The organism is Solibacillus sp. FSL K6-1554, from assembly GCF_038005185.1.
In the GTDB taxonomy this organism is placed as follows: domain Bacteria; phylum Bacillota; class Bacilli; order Bacillales_A; family Planococcaceae; genus Solibacillus; species Solibacillus silvestris.
The window spans coordinates 4,023,905-4,043,746 of the sequence record NZ_JBBOSS010000001.1; the positions used below are offsets into that span (position 1 = coordinate 4,023,905).

Consider the following 19,842-nt stretch of genomic DNA (forward strand, 5'->3'; position numbering starts at 1 on the left):
TTTTAATAACTCGCAATGGTCAAAAAACACACTTCGCTAATGTATCATATTTCACATTTCAAATGAACCGCTCCAGTCTTTTTGTAATGTAAATGTATTATTATCTAAAAATTTGTTACATTTTTATTAGTTAAAATAGTATATTCACCCTCTTAGTATCCTCTTTTTCATTTTATTAGAAATAATAAAAAAGTGTATTAAAAGCCTGTTAGACTTTTAATACACTTTTTTATTCAAACCGGTTATTTCCAGATTTCACTTACGATATTCGTTTGCTCACGTGAAGGGCCAACTGAGAATGTCATTAATGAAATACCTGTAAGCTCAACAATGCGGTGTATATAATTTTTCGCATTATCAGGCAGCTCGTCAAATGTCCGAACGTTCGTCACATCTTCTGACCAACCTGGCAGTTCTTCATAAACAGGTTTGCACTGTTTAATGATTTCCAGGTTCGCCGGGTATTCTGTAATTTGTTCTCCGTTATATTCATACGCTGTACAAATTTTGACCGTTTCAAGACCTGATAATACATCAATAGAATTTAATGCTAAATCCGTAATTCCCGAAACTCGGCGTGAATGGCGAACAACGACCGAGTCAAACCAACCAACACGACGTGGGCGGCCCGTTGTTGTACCATATTCACGGCCTACTTCCCGAATTTGCTGACCAATTTCATCATGAAGTTCAGAAGGAAATGGACCATCTCCAACACGAGATGTATATGCCTTACAAACGCCAACGACGCGTTCTACTGCTGTTGGACCAACTCCTGATCCAATTGCTATCCCGCCTGCCACTGGATTTGAAGAAGTTACATATGGATAAGTACCTTGATCGACATCAAGCATAATCCCTTGGGCCCCTTCAAACAGCACTTTACCGCCTTCTTCAATAACATCATTCAGCACTTTCGATGTATCCGTTACATATTGGGCAATTTCCTGCCCATAAGCAAAGTATTCCTCGAAGATATCATCAAATTGTAATCCTTCTACTTCATAGAACTTTGTAAATAAGCGATTTTTTAATGTTAAATTTGCGCGTAATTTCTTTTCAAATGTTTCTTTATCTAATAGGTCTGCTACACGAATCCCGATCCGGGCAACTTTATCTTGGTAGCATGGGCCAATTCCTTTTGCTGTTGTGCCTATTTTTTCATCACCACGTGCCTGTTCCTCTGCAATATCCTGATAAATGTGATACGGCAAAATTACATGTGCACGATTGGAAATTCTTAAATTCGATGTATCAATTCCTCTAGCTTGCAGTCCTTTTAATTCCGTTACTATTGATTTCGGATTAAGAACAACACCATTTCCTATAACCGAAAGCTTCTCCGGATAAAAAATTCCTGAAGGGATTAAATGCAATTTATATGTTTCTTCACCAATCTTTATTGTGTGACCCGCGTTATCCCCACCAGCATAACGTGCGATTGCATCTGCTCTTTTTGAAAGGAAATCTGTAATTTTACCTTTTCCTTCGTCTCCCCATTGCGTACCTACTACAACTACAGCTGTCATCTATGTGCACCTCCGACGAATGATTCACCTAATGAAAATTATATATTAAGTATTTCATTCTTTTTCATAAGAATTTACCTTTTAATTCCTTAATGATGAAACATGAACATTTTAACAATTCCAAATCCTAAATGTCAACAAAAAACACGAACGTACACATTCAACTAATGTGAAACGTTCGTGTTTAAGGGTTATTCCTCTCGTGGAGGTGGGGTAAATTCTAGATTTAAGAACTTATTGTACTCTTTACGGAATGCCAAGCTTACCGTGCCTGTTGGACCGTTACGTTGTTTTGCAATAATGATTTCGATAATATCCTTACTTTCCGATTCTTTATCGTAGTAATCATCACGGTATAAGAAGGCTACGATATCGGCATCTTGCTCAATCGAACCAGATTCACGCAAGTCACTCATCATCGGTCGTTTATCTTGACGTTGCTCTACACCACGCGACAGCTGTGATAGGGCAATTATAGGTACCTTTAGTTCACGCGCTAAACCTTTTAATGAACGGGAAATTTCCGATACTTCCTGCTGACGGTTCTCTCCTGGTTTACCGCTACCTAAAATAAGCTGCAAGTAATCGATCATAATCATTCCTAAACCGTTTTCCTTAGCTAATCTTCGGCATTTGGCACGTATATCTGTCATGCGCACACCCGGAGAGTCATCGATGTAAATACCGGAATTTGATAAACTTCCCATAGCCATTGTCAGCTTGCTCCAGTCCTCTGTTTCTAAAGCGCCTGTACGCAAGCGTTGTGCATCGATATTACCTTCTGCACATAACATACGCATGACAAGCTGGTCTGCTCCCATTTCAAGAGAGAAAATCGCTACATTTTCACGGGCCTTTACAGCAACACTTTGGGCTACGTTTAAGGCAAAGGCTGTTTTACCAACCGATGGACGGGCTGCCACAATAATTAAATCGTTGCGTTGGAAACCGGCCGTCATCTTGTCCAAATCACGGAAACCGGTAGGAATACCTGTCACATCCCCCTCACGTGACTGGAGCTGTTCAATATTATCAAATGTTTGAACGAGTACATCTTTTACGTGCTTAAAATCGCCCGCATTTTTACGGTTCGAAACTTCAAGCATTTTCTTTTCAGCTTCTGCTAAAAGAATTTCTACCTCATCTTCGCGCGTATATCCATCATCTGCAATTTTAGATGCAACGCGAATAAGGCGACGTAAAATCGCCTTTTCCTCTACTATCTTAGCGTAATGTGCAATATTGGCAGCCGTCGGAACAGCACTCGCCAATTCCGTAATATAGCTTAATCCGCCGATATCCTCGAGCTCTTTTTTTGCTGATAATTCTTCCGTTACAGTGACAAGATCAATTGCTTTTCCCTGATCGCTCAAGTTCAGCATCGTTTGGAAAATCTTTTGATGGGCAATATGATAAAAATCATCTGCTATAACAATTTCGGATGCTGTTATTAGAGCTTGTGGTTCAAGGAAAACGGCTCCAATGACCGATTGTTCCGCTTCACTATTATGTGGAGGAACACGGTCCATCATGGATTCGTTCATTGTTGTCGCTCCTTACTCTTCAATTACATGTACCTTTAAAGTAGCCTTTACATCTTGATGTAACTTCACTGGTACATTGGCAAAACCTAATGAACGAAGTCCTTCATTACAATCCATTTTACGTTTGTCTACTTTAAAACCATGTTTCTTTTGTAGTGCATCTGCAATTTGCTTTGTAGATACCGAACCGAATAGGCGACCACCTTCACCTGATTTCGCTTTTACTTCTACTGTAATTGCTTCTAATTGCTCTTTTAAATCTTTTGCTGCCTGCAACTCTGCTGCCGCATTTTTTTCTTCTAATCGCTTTTGACCTTGCAGTTCGCTAATTGCTTGGTTATTAGCTTCTTTTGCATAACCGTTTTTAATTAAAAAGTTGCGTGCATAACCTTCTGCTACTTCTTTAATTTCACCTTTTTTGCCTTTACCTTTTACGTCTTTTAAAAATACTACTTTCATGATTCTTTACTCCCTTCAATTACTTCATTAATTGCTTCATATAAATACTTTTTCACTTCGTCAATGGATTGTGCTTCCATTTGGGTAGCGGCATTTGTTAAATGACCTCCACCGCCAAGCCTTTCCATGACAAGCTGGACATTTACTTCTCCTAATGAACGTGCACTAATACCAATTAATCCATCATTGCGATGAGCAATGACAAACGAGGCACCGACATCCTTCATTGTAAGTAAAATATCTGCCGTTTGTGCGATTAGTACGGAATCGTATATTTTTGAATCTTCACCATTTGCAATCGCAATTCCTGCAAACGGAAATTCAACAGTTTGAATAATTTTTGAACGGGCGACATATGTTTCTACATCTTCTTTTAACAGACGTTGAATCAGCACGGTATCAGCACCAAATGTTCGTAAATACGAAGCGGCTTCAAATGTACGCGCCCCTGTTCTTAATGTAAAGCTTTTTGTATCGACTATAATACCAGACAATAATGCTGTTGCTTCAAGCGGCAATAACTTTTCATTTTGAGGCTGGTATTCTAGCAGCTCCGTAACGAGTTCTGCTGTAGATGATGCATATGGCTCCATATATACTAACGTCGGATTATTGATGAATTCTTCTCCGCGACGGTGATGATCGATGACAACAACCTTATCTGTTCTGCTTAATATTCGGCTATCAATTACCATGCTCGGCTTATGTGTATCGACAATGACTACAAGTGATTTTGGAGTTATTTTAGATAAAGCTTCGTCCGGTGTAATAAAGCGATCGTAAAAATCGGTTTTTTGCTCCAACTCGGTCATTAAGCGGTCTACACTTCCTCGAACTTCATCAAAATTGACTACGACAAAGCCTTCAATCCCGTTCATCGCAACCATTTTGCGTACACCGACAGAGGCTCCTATCGAGTCCATATCCGGGCTTTTATGACCCATCACGAAAACACGGTCACTATCTTGTATTAAATCACTTAGCGCATGTGATATTACACGTGCACGTACTCTTGTGCGCTTTTCAACAGGGTTTGTTTTGCCCCCATAAAAGCGAATCTTACCATTGGACTGCTTAATGGCAACTTGGTCACCACCACGACCTAGAACTAGATCAAGTCCCGACTGTGCTAATTGCCCAAGCTCTACAAGTGATTGGGAACCTGCTCCAATTCCGATACTTAATGTTAGTGATAAATTTTTCTGCATCAACGTTCGTTCCCGGATGACGTCTAAAATTGAAAATCGCTTCTGCTCAAGCTCCGATAAAATCGATTCATTTAACACAGCCATGTAACGGTCCGATGCAATTCTTTTAACAAAAATATCATAATGTGCTGCCCATTCATTAATAATCGAGGTCATCATCGTGTTGGTGACGCTTCGTGCCTGGTCATCCATGCCCGAAGTAAGCTCATCATAATTATCGATAAATAAAATTGCAAGTACTGTACGGTCCGCCATATATTGCTTTTCAATCTGTACTTGTTTTGTAATATCAAAGAAGTAAAAAAGTTTCTCTTCTTCTTTGTAATAAATATGATATTTGCGATCATTAATAGCAATGACCGTTTCATTTTTTTGTTCCTGATTAACAAGTATAGGCAGCTCTTCTGATATCATTTCCAGTTCATATCCGACTAGCGATTCTTGCTGTAGGACGCGAAGCATAAACGGATTCGCCCATTCCACCGTCATTTCATCATTCATTAAAAGGATTCCGAATGGCATTTCCAGAAATGCCTCTTTTCCAACATCCTCCATCCGGTAAGAAAGTGTTTGAATATGCTTTTCAGTTTCTACATATGTTAATAATTCAACTTTTACCGTGTAGTAAGCTGCTACTGCATAAATAGCTATAAAGGCTATTCCCACCCATACATTCCACATCATAATAAGGATAGCTGCTACTGCACCAAGTAAAAATAATACTAATAGTGGATATCGAATTGGTCTTTTACGAAAAATCCCCATTCCCATCAGCTCCTCATTTCTGACTCTTTTCTTGAATGTAATTACGTGCATTAAAGCCTAAATCAACAATACCTACTAAAATGACAAACGAATAGAGAGGTATTGCCAAAATTGTACTTAAAACTTTTATAAACTTCGGATAGCCAAAAGCATCAATGACAAAATGAATAAATGAGATACCTTGTATTGTTAATAATACCCATAATACCATCGAAATATTTAGGATGATAATAGCCAATGACGAATCCGCCTCTGGACGAATGAATAAATTCACCGATAAAACGATTAAATAATACCATAATACCGCTCGGGGTAAACGTAATTCACTAAACTTCGCAAATTTTGGAACGTCTACTTTTAAACGCTTTAAAATCGGTAAATTAACGGTAATAATAATAAATGCCAAAAATAACATGGCAAATGTAATGGAAGCCGGAATTGTCATTTCCAACGTATCTAACATAGTATTCGCCAGATCCATTGTTTCTTTGGGCACAGGTTGTCCAGTCAGATTTTCGGTCATTTTAATCGACTCCATATAGCTCGTCTTCATGAGCGCGATAGAATCTCGAATAAAATCTACTTCAAACAAACGCAAAGAAATTAAATACTGAATTGCAAATGTGAACAGCAGGACGATACTCGTTGAGATAAACATAAATACTTTACTTTTTTTATGATAAATAGCATCCCCTATCGCTACACCTGCTGCTGCAAAGATTAATGAAGCGGGTAGTAAAAGCAGTCCACCTATAAAAAAGGTAATAAATACAGCAATCACTGCGACTAAAAGCGATGACTTTCGATTATAGTTTGCGCTATACCAAATCATCGGTAATGGAGCAATAATCGCCGCGATGATATTCGCCAATGGAATATAAAATACGATTGCCATCAGCACAGTGAACAGCGCAATCATCATCGCACCATGTGCCAGCTTTCTTGTTTGATTATTTTGCATGGAGAACCTTCCTTATCTGTTGTTCGTAAGACTTTATAATGCAACGGTTATTTAAACCTAGTTATTACATTTGGTCGGCTTTTTGACCAGTCTACTTTCAACTTTTCTCACGTTTCTATTGTACCATTTTTGCATGCCCAAACAAAATAACCGTCATGACAAGAAGAATGATTAAACGTATAGATGATGATATCCCCTTTGACTTCTCCTCTACTTACCAAATCTGTATCCATCCAAAACTGTGCGGGAGCATGTAAATACTGGAATACCACCAATAAATAGGATTGAAATCCATAGGCTAAAATGCAAAAGAAACCAATAGTATGTCATTATAATTTTTTTAGTATAACTTAATATGGGGTAATTTTCGTTTGAATAACTAGATTCTACGTATAAAAAGCATTTTTTCTGTTCTTTATGTCATCTATTTCGTTGACAATTTGTATTGTATAGCATATATTATGTAACCGGTAACACATTTTGTTTTAGGGGGGCGGATAAATGGTTAACATTAAAGATGTAGCAAAGGTTGCAAATCTTTCTGTAGCAACAGTATCACGCTACTTAAACCAAAATGGTTATGTCAGTAAAAATTCATCAGAACGTATTGAACAGGCGATTCGTGAGCTGGATTATAAACCAAGCAGCGTTGCACGTTCATTAAGTAAAAAACAATCCAATATTATTGGCCTTATAGTTCCTGATATAAAAAATCCGTATTTTCCAGAATTGGCGCGTGCTGTGGAAGACATGGCATGGTCTTATGGCTATACAGTTGTTCTTTGTAATTCAGACGACCAAATGGAAAAGGAATTGTTATATTTAGAGCGCTTATCACAAACTTATGTTGCCGGCTTAATTGTGGCAACAAGCTTATTAGATCCCTCTGTATATCTATCCATCAATACACCAATTGTTGCCCTTGACCGAATAATCGATGCAACTGTCCCGACCGTGGCAACCGATAACCAAAAAGGAGCAAGGCTTGGGGGTGAGTACTTACTCACAAATGGTGCGAGAAATTTATTATGTATAGGTGGTCCACACGGTTTAAAAACGGCGGATGACCGTCTTACAGGGTTTCTAGAAGCAACGGATAAACATGGATTAGATCCAATAGTTATAACATCGTCATTTGATTTTAAAGTTGCTGCTAAAGCGATTGAACAGTGTTTAGCAATAAATCCGCAGATTGATGGTATTTTTGCAAGCAGCGATACATTAGCCATTGCTGCACTTCACATTGCACATAAGCTTGGCAAGCGCGTACCAGAAGAACTGCAAATTGTTGGCTTTGATGGTATTGCGCTCGGTGAGATGGTATCACCGCCTTTAACAACGGTCGGTCAGGATTTATACAAGATGGGTACTGCAGCCGCAACAATGTTAATCGAACAGATTGAAGGCAAAGAAATAAAACAAACGGTATTAAATATAGATCCGCAATTAATTGTGCGAGGGACGACAAGAAAGGAAGCTGCAAAATGATAACGGTAATAGGAAGTATCAATATGGACTTAGTCGTTCAAATGGATGTATTCCCTAAAAAAGGGGAAACCGTTTTAGGGAGCTTATTTACAACGGTTCCAGGCGGAAAAGGTGCGAATCAGGCAGTAGCAGCTGCACGTTTAGGCAGCCAAGTAAAAATGTTAGGCGCTGTCGGCTCGGATAGCTTCGGTACGGAACTCCGTGCGAACCTGAATGAAGAAAATATAGATACGAGCTTAGTTATGAATACAAGTGGTGCTACAGGCATTGCAAATATTTTACTCCACGAATCGGACAACCGTATTGTCGTTGTACCAGGCGCCAACTCTAAAGTATCTCCAGAAGTGATCGCTTCTGCAAAAACTGTTATTGAAAATAGTCAGTTAGTTGTAATGCAGCTTGAAATTCCAGTAGAAACGATAAAGTATAGCCTGAATTTATGTAAAGAGCTTCAAGTACCAGTACTATTTAATCCTGCTCCAGCAGCAAACTTCGACATTGAATGGATGCCGTATATTAAGTACTTAACACCGAACGAAACTGAATGTGCCCTACTATTTGGAGATGATGTTGAAGCAGCATTGGAAAAATATCCGAATCAGTTAATTGTGACATTAGGTGAAGATGGTGCACGCTACTTTGATGGGACAAAACATGTACATGTAAAAGGGTTCAACACAACAGCTGTCGATACGACAGGTGCCGGTGATACATTTAACGGTGCCTTTGCACATGCTATTACAAACGGTCAATCGATTGAAGAAGCAGTATTTTTTGCGAATATAGCAGCGTCATTGTCCGTTGAAAAATTTGGAGCCCAAGGTGGGATGCCAAAATTAGAAGATGTAATTGTTCGAAAGGAAGGCGCAAAATGAAAAAACAAGGCATTTTAAACCGGGAATTAGCCGGTATATTTGCACGTTTAGGTCATACTGACAAAATTGTTATTGCCGATTGCGGCTTACCAATTCCGGACGGTGTTACATGTATCGATTTAGCATACAAACTGGGAGAACCAGGATTTAACGCGATTTTAGAAGTTGTTCTAGAAGATTTAAAAGTAGAACATAGTTACTTAGCCGAAGAAATAAAAACTGCTAACGAAACTATTCATTCTTCTATATTGCAAAAAGTGGAACCGGTTACATATATATCCCACGAACAATTCAAGAAGATGTCGAGCGAAGCAAAGGTCATTATTCGTACAGGTGAAATAACACCATACGCCAATATCATGCTACAAAGCGGCGTAATTTTTTAAGGTAGGTGACGGAACATGATTGAAATGAAGGGCATAAGAAAAGCATTCAATGGAAACGTCGTTTTAAACAATGTTGAGTTCACCCTGTTAAATGGGGAAATCCATGCCTTAATGGGTGAGAATGGTGCCGGTAAATCAACAATGATGAAAATTTTGGCCGGCATCTACTCGCGTGATAATGGTGAAGTGCTAGTTGACGGTCAGTCGTATACATTTACTTCAGCAAAAGACGCAGAAAGTTTAGGCATTCACGTAATTCACCAAGAATTAAATATTCTGCCGCATTTATCGGTAGCGGAAAACTTATTTTTAGGGAAAGAAAAAACAGTCGGTCGTACAGGATTACTGCGTACCCGTGAAATGAATAAAGAAGCACAGACACTATTAGCAAAACTCGGTTTGCATATTGATGTTCGCCAGCCTGCCGGTTCGCTATCTGTCGGAAAACAACAGCTGATTGAAATTGCCAAAGCAATTAATTCAGAAGCAAAATATATCGTAATGGATGAACCGACAGCTGCCCTTACAGATCGTGAAATTGAAACACTTTTTGAAACGATTAGAGAACTAAAAGCAAAAGGTATTTCGTTTGTCTATATTTCACATCGTATGGAAGAGATTTTTGCAATTTGTGATCGTATTACAATTTTACGTGATGGTGAGTATGTTGGTGTTCGTGAAATTCCAAAAACAACTTTTGATGAAATTGTAAAAATGATGGTCGGACGTGAACTTGGTGAACGTTATCCAAGCCGTAATGCAAAAATTGGGGACATTGCTTTAGAAGTAAAAGGGCTAACATGTCCCGCGGTATGCAAAGATATTAACTTCCAGATTCGTAAAGGGGAAATCTTAGCGTTTGCAGGTTTAATGGGCGCAGGCCGTACAGAAGTGGCACAGGCCATTTTCGGTAACCTTAAAAAGTCCAAAGGTGATATTTTCATCCATGGGGAAAAGGTGTCGATTAAAAACCCGATTCAAGCAATGAAATACGGAATTGGCTTTGTAACGGAAGACCGTAAAACAGAAGGTCTTGTACTAGATTTTTCAATTAAGGAAAATATGTTTTTAACAAACTTGAAAACAATTGCAAAAAGCGGCTTTATTCAACCACAACAAGAGGAATCACATGCTGCAAAATATATTGAGCAGTTAAATATTCGCTGCAGTGATGCAACACAGGCTGTCGGCTCACTAAGCGGCGGTAATCAGCAGAAAGTAGTTATTGCGAAATGGTTAAGTACAAAACCGGATATTTTAATCTTGGACGAACCGACTCGTGGTGTTGATATCGGTGCAAAAAAAGAAATCTACTCGATTATGAATCAGTTAGCCGAGCAAGGTGTAGCCATTTTAATGATTTCCTCAGAGCTAACGGAAGTGTTAGGTATGGCGGACCGTGTAATGATCATGCACGAAGGACGTCAAACAGCTATTTTAGACAACGTTGACTTAACACAAGAAACTATTATGCATTACGCAACAGGAGGAGAAGAAGTTGTTAAAAACTAGCTCAAAAGAAATGTTAGGAAAGCTAGGTCCTCTCTTAGGATTATTTCTAATTGTAATTGTCATTACGATTTTAAATCCAAGCTTTATGACAACAGATAATATTTTAAATATTTTACGTCAAGTATCGATTAGTGCGCTCATTGCATTCGGTATGACTTTTGTTATTTTAACCGGCGGCATCGATTTATCGGTTGGCTCGACATTAGCCCTTACAGGTGCAGTTGCTGCCACAATGCTTGCTTCAGGAATAGATCCTGTGTTAACGATTCTTGCAGCCTTATTATTAGGGGCCATTCTTGGTGCTGTAAATGGTGTCATCATTGCAAAGGGTAAAGTAGCACCATTCATCGCAACATTGGCAACCATGACAATTTACCGTGGATTAACGTTAGTGTATACGGATGGTCGCCCTGTTTCTGACTTAGGAAATGAAATTACATTCCAGATGTTAGGTAAAGGATACTTCTTCGGTATTCCAGTTCCAGTATGTACAATGATTCTAGCTTTCATTGTGTTATATGTAATTATGCATAAAACAACATTCGGTCGCCGTGTTTATGCAGTAGGCGGCAATGAAGCGGCTTCTAAATTATCAGGAATCAATGTGGACCGTGTAAAAATTGCTGTATACTCATTAACTGGTATGTTAGCAGCTTTATCCGCACTGATTTTAACATCTCGTCTAAACTCTGCACAGCCAACAGCAGGTACATCTTATGAGTTGGATGCAATTGCAGCAGTTGTTTTAGGTGGGACAAGTTTAACAGGCGGTAAAGGCTGGATTTTCGGTACATTAGTAGGTGCCTTAATTATCGGAGTATTGAATAACGGATTGAACTTAATCGGCGTTTCTTCATTCTTCCAGCAAGTTGTAAAAGGGATTGTTATTTTAATCGCGGTGTTAATTGACCGTAAAAAAACAGCGTAGATGGAGGTCATAAGCGTGAAAAAACAATTAATATTATTAATGGCACTTTTGGCCACTGTGATGCTATCGGCTTGTTCGGTAAAACCTGGCTTCTCTTTGGAACCTTCTTTCGGAACATCTGCCACATCTACAAAAGGCAGTAGTGATACATTGACAATCGGTTTATCGATTTCAACTTTAAATAATCCATTTTTCGTGACGCTAAGTGAAAATGCGGAAGCAAAAGCAAGAGAACTTGGTGTAAATACAACGATTGTAGATGCCCAAGATAATGCGTCTAAACAAGCTTCCGATATTGAAGATTTAATCCAGCAAAATGTTGATTTGATCATTATTAATCCTGTAGATTCTGTTGCTGTTGCAACTGCTGTTGAATCTGCTAATGCTTTAAATATTCCCGTCATTACGGTAGACCGTTCTTCTGAAGGTGGAGAAGTCGTATCGCATATCGCCTCTGATAACGTAGCTGGCGGAAAACTGGCAGGAGAATATATTACAGAGTTGGTTGGTGAAGGTGCCAAAGTCGTCGAGTTGGAAGGTGTCGCAGGTTCATCTGCTGCACGTGATCGTGGACAGGGGTTCAATGAAGCTGTAACAGGCATCTTAGACGTCGTTGCAAAGCAAACAGCGAACTTTAACCGTTCAGAGGGCTTAACAGTCATGGAGAATATTCTGCAGTCTAATCCGGATGTTACAGCAGTATTTGCACACAATGACGAAATGGCATTAGGTGCGCAGGAAGCAATTTCAGCTTCAGGTAAGAAAATTGTAGTAGTCGGCTTTGATGCAACAGACGATGCGGTGGCTGCTGTAAAAGCAGGAAATCTAGCTGCAACCGTTGCACAAAAACCTGATGAGATTGGAAAGATCGCGATGGAAACAGCGATTGCTTATTTAAACGGTGAAACGGTTGAAGAAGTTATTCCAGTCAATCTTGATTTAATTACAAAATAATAATGTATGCAACAGCCTGCAAATGGGCTGTTGCACTTCTCAGGCTGTCACAAGTTGTTTTGTGGCAGCCTTTGTTTATGGATCTATAAAAAAACTTTATACAATAAAAAAAGTACAGCAGAAGACAATTAAGCCTTTGCTGTACATTTTAAGAAATTATTTTTCTTCAGCTACGAATGGTAATAATGCCATAATACGTGAAACTTTGATTGCAGATGTAAGTTTACGTTGGTATTTAGCAGAAGTACCAGTTACGCGACGTGGTAAAATTTTACCGCGCTCAGAGATGAATTTCTTTAAAAGATCTACATCTTTGTAGTCGATGTGCGTAATGTTATTTGAAGTGAAGTAGCAAACTTTACGGCGTTTGCGGCCTCCGCGACGTGGTGCCATTATCGTGTTCCTCCTTTTAATTTTTAATTATAGATGTGAAATTCTTAGAACGGTAAATCGTCTTCAGAAACTTCAATCGGTCCTTTACTGTTTGCAAATGGATCTTCATCTACACGTGTATAGTTTTGCTGATTTTGAGCTGGCTGTTGATAAGAACCGTAAGAATCCTGTGATTGCGCGCCTCCAAATTGTTGGTTAGGCTGATTATAAGATGGCTGACCACCATAATTCTGCCCTCCACTGTATTGTTGGCTTGGTGCACCTTGTGATGCATTAGCTCCTCCACGTGGTTCTAAGAACTGCACTGAATCAGCAACGACATCTGTTGTATACACACGCTTTCCATCTTGTCCTTCAAAGCTACCTGTTTGAATACGACCCTCTACACCAATCAAACTCCCTTTTCTCATGAAGTTTGCTAAGTTTTCAGCTTGTTTTCTCCAGGCGATACAGCCTATGAAATCTGCTTCGCGTTCACCCGACTGGCTCGAAAATGTACGGTTTACGGCAATCGTAAAACGTGCCATTGGAACTCCACTCGGTGTGTAACGAAGCTCTGGATCCTTTGTAAGCCTTCCGACTAATACGACACGGTTAATCATCAATGCACCCTCCTTTTTTCAGCATTTAAGTTTAAAAATTATTTGTCTTCTTCGCGTACTGCGATGTGACGGATGATGTCTTCGCTGATGTTAGCTAGACGAGTGTATTCGTTGATAGCTTCAGTACCAGCGTTAACTTTCACGATTTGGTAGAAACCTTCGCGGAAGTCATTGATTTCGTAAGCTAAACGACGCTTACCCCAATCTTTTGCTTCTGTGATCTCTGCACCATTTGAAGTTAAGATTTCTTGGAAACGCTCTACTAAAGCTTTCTTCGCTTCTTCTTCAATGTTTGGGCGGATGATGTACATTAATTCGTACTTTCTCATTTGTGTTTGCACCTCCTTATGGACTTGGGCTCTCCTACTAAATAGGGAGCAAGGAGCAAGTAACTTCTATTACTCACATCAATGAATTGTATCATAGTTGTTATTTCTATGCAACTGGCTACGTCTTTTAATATTAAGGAAATAGCTTATTTTCATATATAAATAAACGCTTTGTGAGGATATATTTATACTCACAAAGCGTCTACTAATTATACGTTAAATAAGAACTCTAATACATCGCCGTCTTGTACAACATACTCTTTACCTTCAGCGCGTACTCGGCCTGCTTCTTTTGCGGCTGGCTTTGAACCGTATTCTACTAAATCCGTATATGCCACTGTTTCAGCACGGATAAAGCCGCGTTCAAAGTCAGAGTGAATAATACCAGCACATTGTGGTGCTTTCATGCCTTTACGGAATGTCCATGCACGAACTTCCTGCACACCAGCTGTAAAGTAAGTAGCCAAACCTAATAGGCTGTACGAAGCTTTAATCAATTGGTCTAATCCTGATTCAGCAATTCCTAATTCAGCTAAAAATTCTTTTTTCTCATCGTCTTCCAACTCAGAAATTTCTTCCTCAATTTTCGCGCAAACAGTAATTACTTGTGCGCCTTCAGCTGCTGCGTATTCTTGTACCATTTTTACATACTTGTTTTCAGATGGATCTGCTACCTCGTCCTCAGAAACGTTCGCAACATAAAGCATTGGTTTAATCGTTAATAGATGTAAACCTTTGATCACTTTTTTCTCGTCATCGGATAGATCTGCCGCGCGAGCAGGTTTTTCAGCTTCTAATACGTCTTTAAGCTTTTGAAGAATTGGCTCTTCTACCATTGCTTCTTTATCTTTTTGCTTTGCCATTTTTGCTACACGTGCAATACGTTTATCTACTGATTCCATATCCGCTAAAATTAATTCTAAATTAATTACTTCAATGTCATCGATAGGATTTACTGTGCCTGAAACGTGCGTAATATTTTCATCTTCAAAACAACGTACAACTTGGCAAATTGCATCCACTTCACGAATGTGGGCAAGGAATTTGTTTCCTAAACCTTCACCAGTAGAAGCACCTTTTACGATACCCGCGATATCAGTAAACTCAAAAGTTGTCGGAACTGTTTTCTTTGGTACTACTAATTCTGTTAATTTGTCTAAACGCTCATCCGGAACAGTTACGCTGCCAACATTCGGTTCGATTGTTGCGAACGGATAGTTAGCCGCAAGTGCACCTGCTTTTGTAATTGCGTTGAATAAAGTCGATTTTCCTACGTTAGGTAAACCAACAATACCAGCTGTTAATGCCATATTGACACAACCTTTCTATGTTCAGTTCATTTAAATTTATGATTAATTCTTTTATGGATTTTTCTGTCCATTAAATTTTACAACCTTGTCTATTATATTGATTGCGCGCATAAAAGTCTATTTTGCTTTTAGACTTCTTCTGCCTGGCGTAAAATTTTCTTCATTTTCTTCTCAAACTCGCGGCGTGGAATCATAACGCTATGTCCGCAACCTTCACATTTTATACGAATATCGGCACCTAATCGAATTACTTTCCATTCGTTCGTGCCACAAGGATGTTGCTTTTTCATTTCCACAACGTCATTAAGACTGTACTGCTTTGCTTCCATCTATTATTCTCCTCCCTGATTTCGCTCATAAAACATCATTTTCGGTACAGCAAGAGGAATGCCGTTACGAGTCAGGATATCCATTACATCTTTTCGGATAATACGGGAAATGGAATACTGCTGTAAAGGCAATGTTTCCAGCGTAATACCAATTGTCGCTTCTGTGCTTGTCGTATTTGTTACGCCTAGAAAAACCGGAGCAGTGACAAGCTCCTCATACTTTTCCGGTAATGTATCCAGATAGCTTTGTATAACCATTTGGACTTTTTCAATATTGACATCAAGCGGAATTTGCATATTAATCGTAGCTTTTGAGTTGTTGATAGAATAGTTGATAACATCTACAATACTGCCGTTTGGAATAATAAATTGCTCTCCTGTTATCCCTTTCACTTTCGTTGTACGAAGACCAATCTCCATCACGGTACCTTCTGCCGTATTAATTTTCACAAAATCCCCTACTCCAAACTGATCCTCTAAAATAATGAAGAACCCTGTAATAACATCCTTCACTAAGTTTTGCGCACCAAAGGCAATGGCCACAGAAGCAATACCTGCCCCTGCCAGTAACCCGGCAATTTGTATATTCATAGCCGATAAAATTCCCATAATGGCAGAGAAGTACACTAAATAGCTCAATACGCTTTGCAGCAGCTTTACAATCGTAAGCTGTCGACGCTCATTATTCCTTACACGTAGCATAAACACTCGGTGAATAATCTTCTTGCCGATAAAAACGACAAGATATGAAATAACGATAATCGCCAGAATCTTCGCGCTGGCTGCAATAATCTTTACCAAAAACTCCGCACTTGTGACGTATTCCCAAAGTTCTGTCGTATAGTGTGCAAGCCCTTTAATATCCGTTTCAGCAAATTCCTCTAAATCTAATTTCAAATCTTTTTCCAAATTTACCACCTCTTGTATAACAAACTTTAAAATTGAATATACTGCATAAATATATCGTATTTTAGCTTATTTCTCGAGTAATCTATTTAAATTTAAAAATTAAAGGAGTGATAATATGACACAAGCCTGTCCTCAAAATTATAGTGTACATTACGAACAGACGAGCGCTGTTTGGGAGCTGAGCGAAATCTTTTTAAAAACGATTCCGTTTGATCATGAAGAACTTATCTTTTGCTGTATCGGTACAGACCGATCTACAGGAGATGCATTAGGCCCGATTATCGGCAGCCAGCTGCACCAAACTTTCTCATTTCCATTTCCGGTTGTTGGAACTTTGCAGGCACCACTTCATGCCCTCAATATTGTAGAGCGTTACGAGCAGTTGATTAATGAAAAAGAGCAACCTTTTATTATTGCCATTGATGCTTGTTTAGGTGAATCAAATGCGATTGGTTCTATTCTAATCCAACAGGGCCCTCTTTATCCCGGAAAGGCCGTGAAAAAAGAGTTGCCCCCTATCGGTAATATTTCTGTAAAAGGAATTGTTAACGTCGGAGGCTTTATGGAAGCTAAAGTATTACAAAATACGAGACTGCATGTTACGTATTCTATGAGTGATAAAATTGTTCGAGCACTTGTTTTGGCATGGCAGCGTCACTTACTGAAACGGAAAAATAATCGCAACGAGTATCCCGACCATCAAAATCGCTGGCAGCAAATTGGCTATACGGATTTTCGTTAATCCGGCAATATTCAAACCGATTGCCATAATCATAATACCGCCCGTTGCTGTCATTTCTGTGATAAATAGATCCAGTGCTTCACTAGGAATATATGTACTAATAACACCTGCAAATAATGCAATCGAGCCTTGATATAAAAGTACAGGAATTGCTGATAATATGACACCGATCCCTAAAGTTGAACTTAATATAATGGACATAAATCCATCAATAATCCCTTTAGTGATGAGTATATTGTGATCGTTGCGCAAGCCACTATCAAGAGCACCTAGAATTCCCATTGAACCAATAACAAAAATGAGCGTTGCAGTAACAAACCCCTCTGCAATCGTTCCTTTTTGTGCACGTTTTCCAAAAAGGGACTCAATCCATTGACCGAAGCGATTAAACTTTCCTTCAAGGTCGAGCCATTCACCGATGACCGCACCAATGATTAAACTGACTATAAGCAGAATAAAATTCGTACTCTCCAGTCCCATTTGGATTCCTAATAGCGCAACAACTAACCCGATAATGGATAACACTGTCTGCTGCATGGATTCTGGAATATTTTTAAAAATACGGCCGACCAATGCACCGATTACGATAAATAATGCATTTAACAGAGAACCTAGTAATACCATGAAATTTTCCTCTTTCTATTTGCTGTCCTACAAATTCAATTTTAACACTTATAACGGATAGTAATTTGACTGCATCTGAAGAATTGAGGCAGGGGTAAGACTCCCTTTATGTATTAGGTAAGTATTAGTCTTTTTTATATTATAACTGTTCATAAAAAAAGTGCTGAAACTTTTCGCTCAGCACCTTTTTATTGTTGTTCCATATTTAATATTTCCAAAATGCGATGCAGATCATCATCTGAATAAAATTCGATTTCAATTTTACCTTTGTTCTTAGCTTTTTTGATTTGTACTTGTGTTCCAAAATAATCGCGTAGTTGGGACTCTGTTGCCTGGGTATGAATATCCTTTTTGGTAGGCTTTGTTTCACGTGAAACAGCTTCATTTAAATCTTGAATATACTTTTCCAACTGACGGACATTAAGGTGGTCTTTTATAACTTTTTGAGCTACTTCAGGTATACGTCGTTTATTTTTTAAACCAAGCAATGCTCGTCCATGCCCCATTGTAAGCTTTCCTTCGTTGACAAGGTCCCGAATATCTTCCGGTAACTGCAACAGACGAATTAAGTTGGCAATATGTGGACGACTTTTCCCTAATCGTTTCGCTAAATCATCTTGTGTAAAATTCAGTTTCACAATTAAACTGTTGTATGCTTCTGCTTCTTCAATTGGTGTTAAATCTTCGCGTTGCAAGTTTTCCAATATAGCAACTTCCATCATTTGCTGCTCATTGAAATCTTTTACAATGACAGGGACTTCTGTCAAACCTGCACTAACCGCCGCACGATAACGGCGTTCACCTGCTACAATTTCATATTTCCTTCCGTTTTTACGGACGACAATCGGTTGAATAATACCATGTTCATGAATAGAGCTAGCTAATTCTTCGATTGCAGTTTCATCAAAAATTTTACGTGGCTGAAATGGGTTTGCTAAAATTTTTCCGACTGCAATTTGCTGTACCTGGTCTTCTTTATGTACGGCCTCTTCACGAAAAAGCGCATCAATCCCTTTACCTAAACCTTTAACCATTTTTAATCACTTCCCTTGCAAACTCTAAATAAATTTCTGCCCCGCGCGATTTTGCATCATATAAAATTACCGGTTTCCCATGACTCGGTGCCTCACTTAACCGCACATTACGCGGAATAATTGAGCGATATACTTTATCCTGGAAATAGCGCTTTACTTCGTCAATTACTTGAAGCCCTAAATTCGTACGGGCATCCAGCATTGTGAGTAGCACTCCATCAATCATTAACTCCTTGTTCAAATGCTTTTGGACAAGGCGGACGGTGGAAAGCAACTGACTCAGCCCTTCTAATGCATAATATTCACATTGTACCGGGATAATCAGTGCATCGGAGGCAGTCAGCGCATTAATAGTTAATAAGCCAAGTGATGGCGGACAATCAATAATAATGAAATCAAAGTTATTTTTAATCTCCTGTAATGACTTTTTCAGTCGAACTTCACGGGAGATTGTGGAAACAAGCTCAATTTCAGCACCTGCCAATGAGATTGTAGCAGGGACAATATATAAGTTTTCTACATCTGTTTGTTGAATAACGCCTTTAATATCTTCATCATTAATTAATACATCGTATATACAGCTTTCCAAATCACCTTTTCGAACACCTAATCCGCTTGAAGCGTTACCTTGTGGGTCGATATCGATTATTAATACTTTCTTTCCTAAAAAAGCTAAACATGCACTTAAGTTAACAGAGGTTGTCGTTTTTCCAACGCCACCTTTTTGATTGGCTATCGCAATAATACGTCCCAATATCCGCACCTGCTTTCATCACTTCAATTTAGGTATATTTTTAAAGTCTAAAAATCTTGGATGATTAAATCTTCCTTTTATAATACTGTTTCTTTTATCTTAACAAAAAATGTTAGAAAACGATGCTATGAAACTAAATTTATTTTCAAAAAACTTACTGCTTCTACTAATCTACTAAAAAAACTGCCTAGAAAGTCGTTATCTTTC

The 19,842-nt window shown here is 38.8% G+C and carries 21 protein-coding genes; 7 read left to right on the forward strand and 14 right to left on the reverse strand.

Annotated features, from left to right (window positions below; translation table 11 throughout):
* Nucleotides 1-242 precede the first annotated feature (242 nt).
* The 5 genes from MHB58_RS20070 to MHB58_RS20090 all read right to left on the reverse strand — a co-directional run bounded on the left by MHB58_RS20070 (nucleotide 243) and on the right by MHB58_RS20090 (nucleotide 6,466).
* Nucleotides 243-1,529 (reverse strand): adenylosuccinate synthase, encoded by a 1,287-nt coding sequence (locus MHB58_RS20070; protein ID WP_008408340.1) that lies wholly within the window; start codon nucleotides 1,527-1,529, stop codon nucleotides 243-245.
* Between the two features lie 191 nt (nucleotides 1,530-1,720).
* Nucleotides 1,721-3,073: a replicative DNA helicase gene (gene dnaB, locus MHB58_RS20075; protein WP_008408341.1), complete on the reverse strand. Its 1,353-nt coding sequence runs from the start codon at nucleotides 3,071-3,073 to the stop codon at nucleotides 1,721-1,723.
* A gap of 12 nt (nucleotides 3,074-3,085) precedes the next feature.
* Nucleotides 3,086-3,532, reverse strand: coding sequence for a 50S ribosomal protein L9 (gene rplI / locus MHB58_RS20080; RefSeq protein WP_008408342.1), 447 nt, complete (start codon nucleotides 3,530-3,532; stop codon nucleotides 3,086-3,088).
* Nucleotides 3,529-5,505: a DHH family phosphoesterase gene (locus MHB58_RS20085; RefSeq protein WP_008408343.1), complete on the reverse strand. Its 1,977-nt coding sequence runs from the start codon at nucleotides 5,503-5,505 to the stop codon at nucleotides 3,529-3,531. Before MHB58_RS20085 ends, rplI begins: the two co-directional genes overlap by 4 nt.
* Before the next feature lie 13 nt (nucleotides 5,506-5,518).
* Nucleotides 5,519-6,466 carry a YybS family protein gene (locus MHB58_RS20090; protein ID WP_340735879.1) on the reverse strand — a complete coding sequence of 316 codons (948 nt, stop codon included), beginning with the start codon at nucleotides 6,464-6,466 and terminating at the stop codon, nucleotides 5,519-5,521.
* Nucleotides 6,467-6,967: 501 nt separating this feature from the next.
* On the opposite strand from MHB58_RS20090, the gene MHB58_RS20095 reads away from it, so the two are divergent.
* Genes MHB58_RS20095 through rbsB form a run of 6 tightly spaced genes read left to right on the forward strand, consistent with a single transcriptional unit; the run spans nucleotide 6,968 to nucleotide 12,609 of the window.
* Nucleotides 6,968-7,954: a LacI family DNA-binding transcriptional regulator gene (locus MHB58_RS20095; RefSeq protein WP_340735880.1), complete on the forward strand. Its 987-nt coding sequence runs from the start codon at nucleotides 6,968-6,970 to the stop codon at nucleotides 7,952-7,954.
* The gene (rbsK, locus tag MHB58_RS20100) at nucleotides 7,951-8,829 is read left to right on the forward strand and encodes a ribokinase (protein ID WP_008408346.1); all 879 of its coding nucleotides are present in this window, start codon (nucleotides 7,951-7,953) and stop codon (nucleotides 8,827-8,829) included. Before MHB58_RS20095 ends, rbsK begins: the two co-directional genes overlap by 4 nt.
* A complete protein-coding gene (gene rbsD, locus MHB58_RS20105) occupies nucleotides 8,826-9,215 on the forward strand; it encodes a D-ribose pyranase (RefSeq protein WP_340735881.1) in 390 nt (129 codons plus the stop codon). The genes rbsK and rbsD overlap by 4 nt, the downstream gene beginning before the upstream one ends.
* A 15-nt stretch (nucleotides 9,216-9,230) precedes the next feature.
* Nucleotides 9,231-10,727 (forward strand): sugar ABC transporter ATP-binding protein, encoded by a 1,497-nt coding sequence (locus MHB58_RS20110; protein WP_340735882.1) that lies wholly within the window; start codon nucleotides 9,231-9,233, stop codon nucleotides 10,725-10,727.
* Nucleotides 10,714-11,655 (forward strand): ribose ABC transporter permease, encoded by a 942-nt coding sequence (gene rbsC, locus MHB58_RS20115; protein WP_340735883.1) that lies wholly within the window; start codon nucleotides 10,714-10,716, stop codon nucleotides 11,653-11,655. The genes MHB58_RS20110 and rbsC overlap by 14 nt, the downstream gene beginning before the upstream one ends.
* Before the next feature lie 15 nt (nucleotides 11,656-11,670).
* On the forward strand, nucleotides 11,671-12,609 hold the full coding sequence (gene rbsB, locus MHB58_RS20120; RefSeq protein ID WP_340735884.1) for a ribose ABC transporter substrate-binding protein RbsB: 939 nt from the start codon (nucleotides 11,671-11,673) through the stop codon (nucleotides 12,607-12,609).
* A 156-nt stretch (nucleotides 12,610-12,765) separates the two neighbouring features.
* On the opposite strand, the gene rpsR is transcribed toward rbsB, so the two are convergent.
* From rpsR to MHB58_RS20150, 6 genes are all read right to left on the reverse strand, one after another.
* Nucleotides 12,766-13,005, reverse strand: a complete 240-nt coding sequence (rpsR, locus tag MHB58_RS20125; protein ID WP_172954456.1) for a 30S ribosomal protein S18 — start codon at nucleotides 13,003-13,005, stop codon at nucleotides 12,766-12,768.
* 41 nt (nucleotides 13,006-13,046) lie between these two features.
* A complete protein-coding gene (gene ssb, locus MHB58_RS20130; RefSeq protein ID WP_014822353.1) occupies nucleotides 13,047-13,604 on the reverse strand; it encodes a single-stranded DNA-binding protein in 558 nt (185 codons plus the stop codon).
* 38 nt (nucleotides 13,605-13,642) lie between these two features.
* Nucleotides 13,643-13,933 carry a 30S ribosomal protein S6 gene (rpsF, locus tag MHB58_RS20135; protein WP_008408357.1) on the reverse strand — a complete coding sequence of 97 codons (291 nt, stop codon included), beginning with the start codon at nucleotides 13,931-13,933 and terminating at the stop codon, nucleotides 13,643-13,645.
* Nucleotides 13,934-14,142: 209 nt separating this feature from the next.
* Nucleotides 14,143-15,243: a redox-regulated ATPase YchF gene (ychF, locus tag MHB58_RS20140; protein WP_014822352.1), complete on the reverse strand. Its 1,101-nt coding sequence runs from the start codon at nucleotides 15,241-15,243 to the stop codon at nucleotides 14,143-14,145.
* A 128-nt stretch (nucleotides 15,244-15,371) separates the two neighbouring features.
* Complete coding sequence (locus MHB58_RS20145) at nucleotides 15,372-15,572, reverse strand: DUF951 domain-containing protein (protein WP_008408362.1); 201 nt, start codon at nucleotides 15,570-15,572, stop codon at nucleotides 15,372-15,374.
* A 3-nt stretch (nucleotides 15,573-15,575) separates the two neighbouring features.
* Nucleotides 15,576-16,481 carry a mechanosensitive ion channel family protein gene (locus tag MHB58_RS20150; RefSeq protein ID WP_014822351.1) on the reverse strand — a complete coding sequence of 302 codons (906 nt, stop codon included), beginning with the start codon at nucleotides 16,479-16,481 and terminating at the stop codon, nucleotides 15,576-15,578.
* A gap of 115 nt (nucleotides 16,482-16,596) precedes the next feature.
* Between MHB58_RS20150 and yyaC the strand changes: the two genes are divergently transcribed.
* Nucleotides 16,597-17,223 carry a spore protease YyaC gene (yyaC, locus tag MHB58_RS20155; protein WP_008408365.1) on the forward strand — a complete coding sequence of 209 codons (627 nt, stop codon included), beginning with the start codon at nucleotides 16,597-16,599 and terminating at the stop codon, nucleotides 17,221-17,223.
* Here yyaC and MHB58_RS20160 read toward each other — a convergent pair.
* The 3 genes from MHB58_RS20160 to MHB58_RS20170 form a co-directional block, all read right to left on the reverse strand.
* Nucleotides 17,140-17,847, reverse strand: a complete 708-nt coding sequence (locus tag MHB58_RS20160; RefSeq protein WP_065217711.1) for a DUF554 domain-containing protein — start codon at nucleotides 17,845-17,847, stop codon at nucleotides 17,140-17,142. The genes yyaC and MHB58_RS20160 overlap by 84 nt on opposite strands.
* A gap of 188 nt (nucleotides 17,848-18,035) precedes the next feature.
* A complete protein-coding gene (locus MHB58_RS20165; RefSeq protein WP_014822349.1) occupies nucleotides 18,036-18,881 on the reverse strand; it encodes a ParB/RepB/Spo0J family partition protein in 846 nt (281 codons plus the stop codon).
* A complete protein-coding gene (locus tag MHB58_RS20170; protein ID WP_014822348.1) occupies nucleotides 18,874-19,635 on the reverse strand; it encodes a ParA family protein in 762 nt (253 codons plus the stop codon). The genes MHB58_RS20165 and MHB58_RS20170 overlap by 8 nt, the downstream gene beginning before the upstream one ends.
* Nucleotides 19,636-19,842 lie beyond the last annotated feature (207 nt).

Coding starts and splice junctions, on each gene's coding strand:
- MHB58_RS20070 (WP_008408340.1), bottom strand. CDS start 1,529: ATGACAGCTGTAGTTGTAGTAGGTACGCAATGGGGAGACGAAGGAAAA.
- dnaB (WP_008408341.1), bottom strand. CDS start 3,073: ATGAACGAATCCATGATGGACCGTGTTCCTCCACATAATAGTGAAGCG.
- rplI (WP_008408342.1), bottom strand. CDS start 3,532: ATGAAAGTAGTATTTTTAAAAGACGTAAAAGGTAAAGGCAAAAAAGGT.
- MHB58_RS20085 (WP_008408343.1), bottom strand. CDS start 5,505: ATGGGGATTTTTCGTAAAAGACCAATTCGATATCCACTATTAGTATTA.
- MHB58_RS20090 (WP_340735879.1), bottom strand. CDS start 6,466: ATGCAAAATAATCAAACAAGAAAGCTGGCACATGGTGCGATGATGATT.
- MHB58_RS20095 (WP_340735880.1), top strand. CDS start 6,968: ATGGTTAACATTAAAGATGTAGCAAAGGTTGCAAATCTTTCTGTAGCA.
- rbsK (WP_008408346.1), top strand. CDS start 7,951: ATGATAACGGTAATAGGAAGTATCAATATGGACTTAGTCGTTCAAATG.
- rbsD (WP_340735881.1), top strand. CDS start 8,826: ATGAAAAAACAAGGCATTTTAAACCGGGAATTAGCCGGTATATTTGCA.
- MHB58_RS20110 (WP_340735882.1), top strand. CDS start 9,231: ATGATTGAAATGAAGGGCATAAGAAAAGCATTCAATGGAAACGTCGTT.
- ssb (WP_014822353.1), bottom strand. CDS start 13,604: ATGATTAACCGTGTCGTATTAGTCGGAAGGCTTACAAAGGATCCAGAG.
- rpsF (WP_008408357.1), bottom strand. CDS start 13,933: ATGAGAAAGTACGAATTAATGTACATCATCCGCCCAAACATTGAAGAA.
- ychF (WP_014822352.1), bottom strand. CDS start 15,243: ATGGCATTAACAGCTGGTATTGTTGGTTTACCTAACGTAGGAAAATCG.
- MHB58_RS20145 (WP_008408362.1), bottom strand. CDS start 15,572: ATGGAAGCAAAGCAGTACAGTCTTAATGACGTTGTGGAAATGAAAAAG.
- yyaC (WP_008408365.1), top strand. CDS start 16,597: ATGACACAAGCCTGTCCTCAAAATTATAGTGTACATTACGAACAGACG.
- MHB58_RS20160 (WP_065217711.1), bottom strand. CDS start 17,847: ATGGTATTACTAGGTTCTCTGTTAAATGCATTATTTATCGTAATCGGT.
- MHB58_RS20165 (WP_014822349.1), bottom strand. CDS start 18,881: ATGGTTAAAGGTTTAGGTAAAGGGATTGATGCGCTTTTTCGTGAAGAG.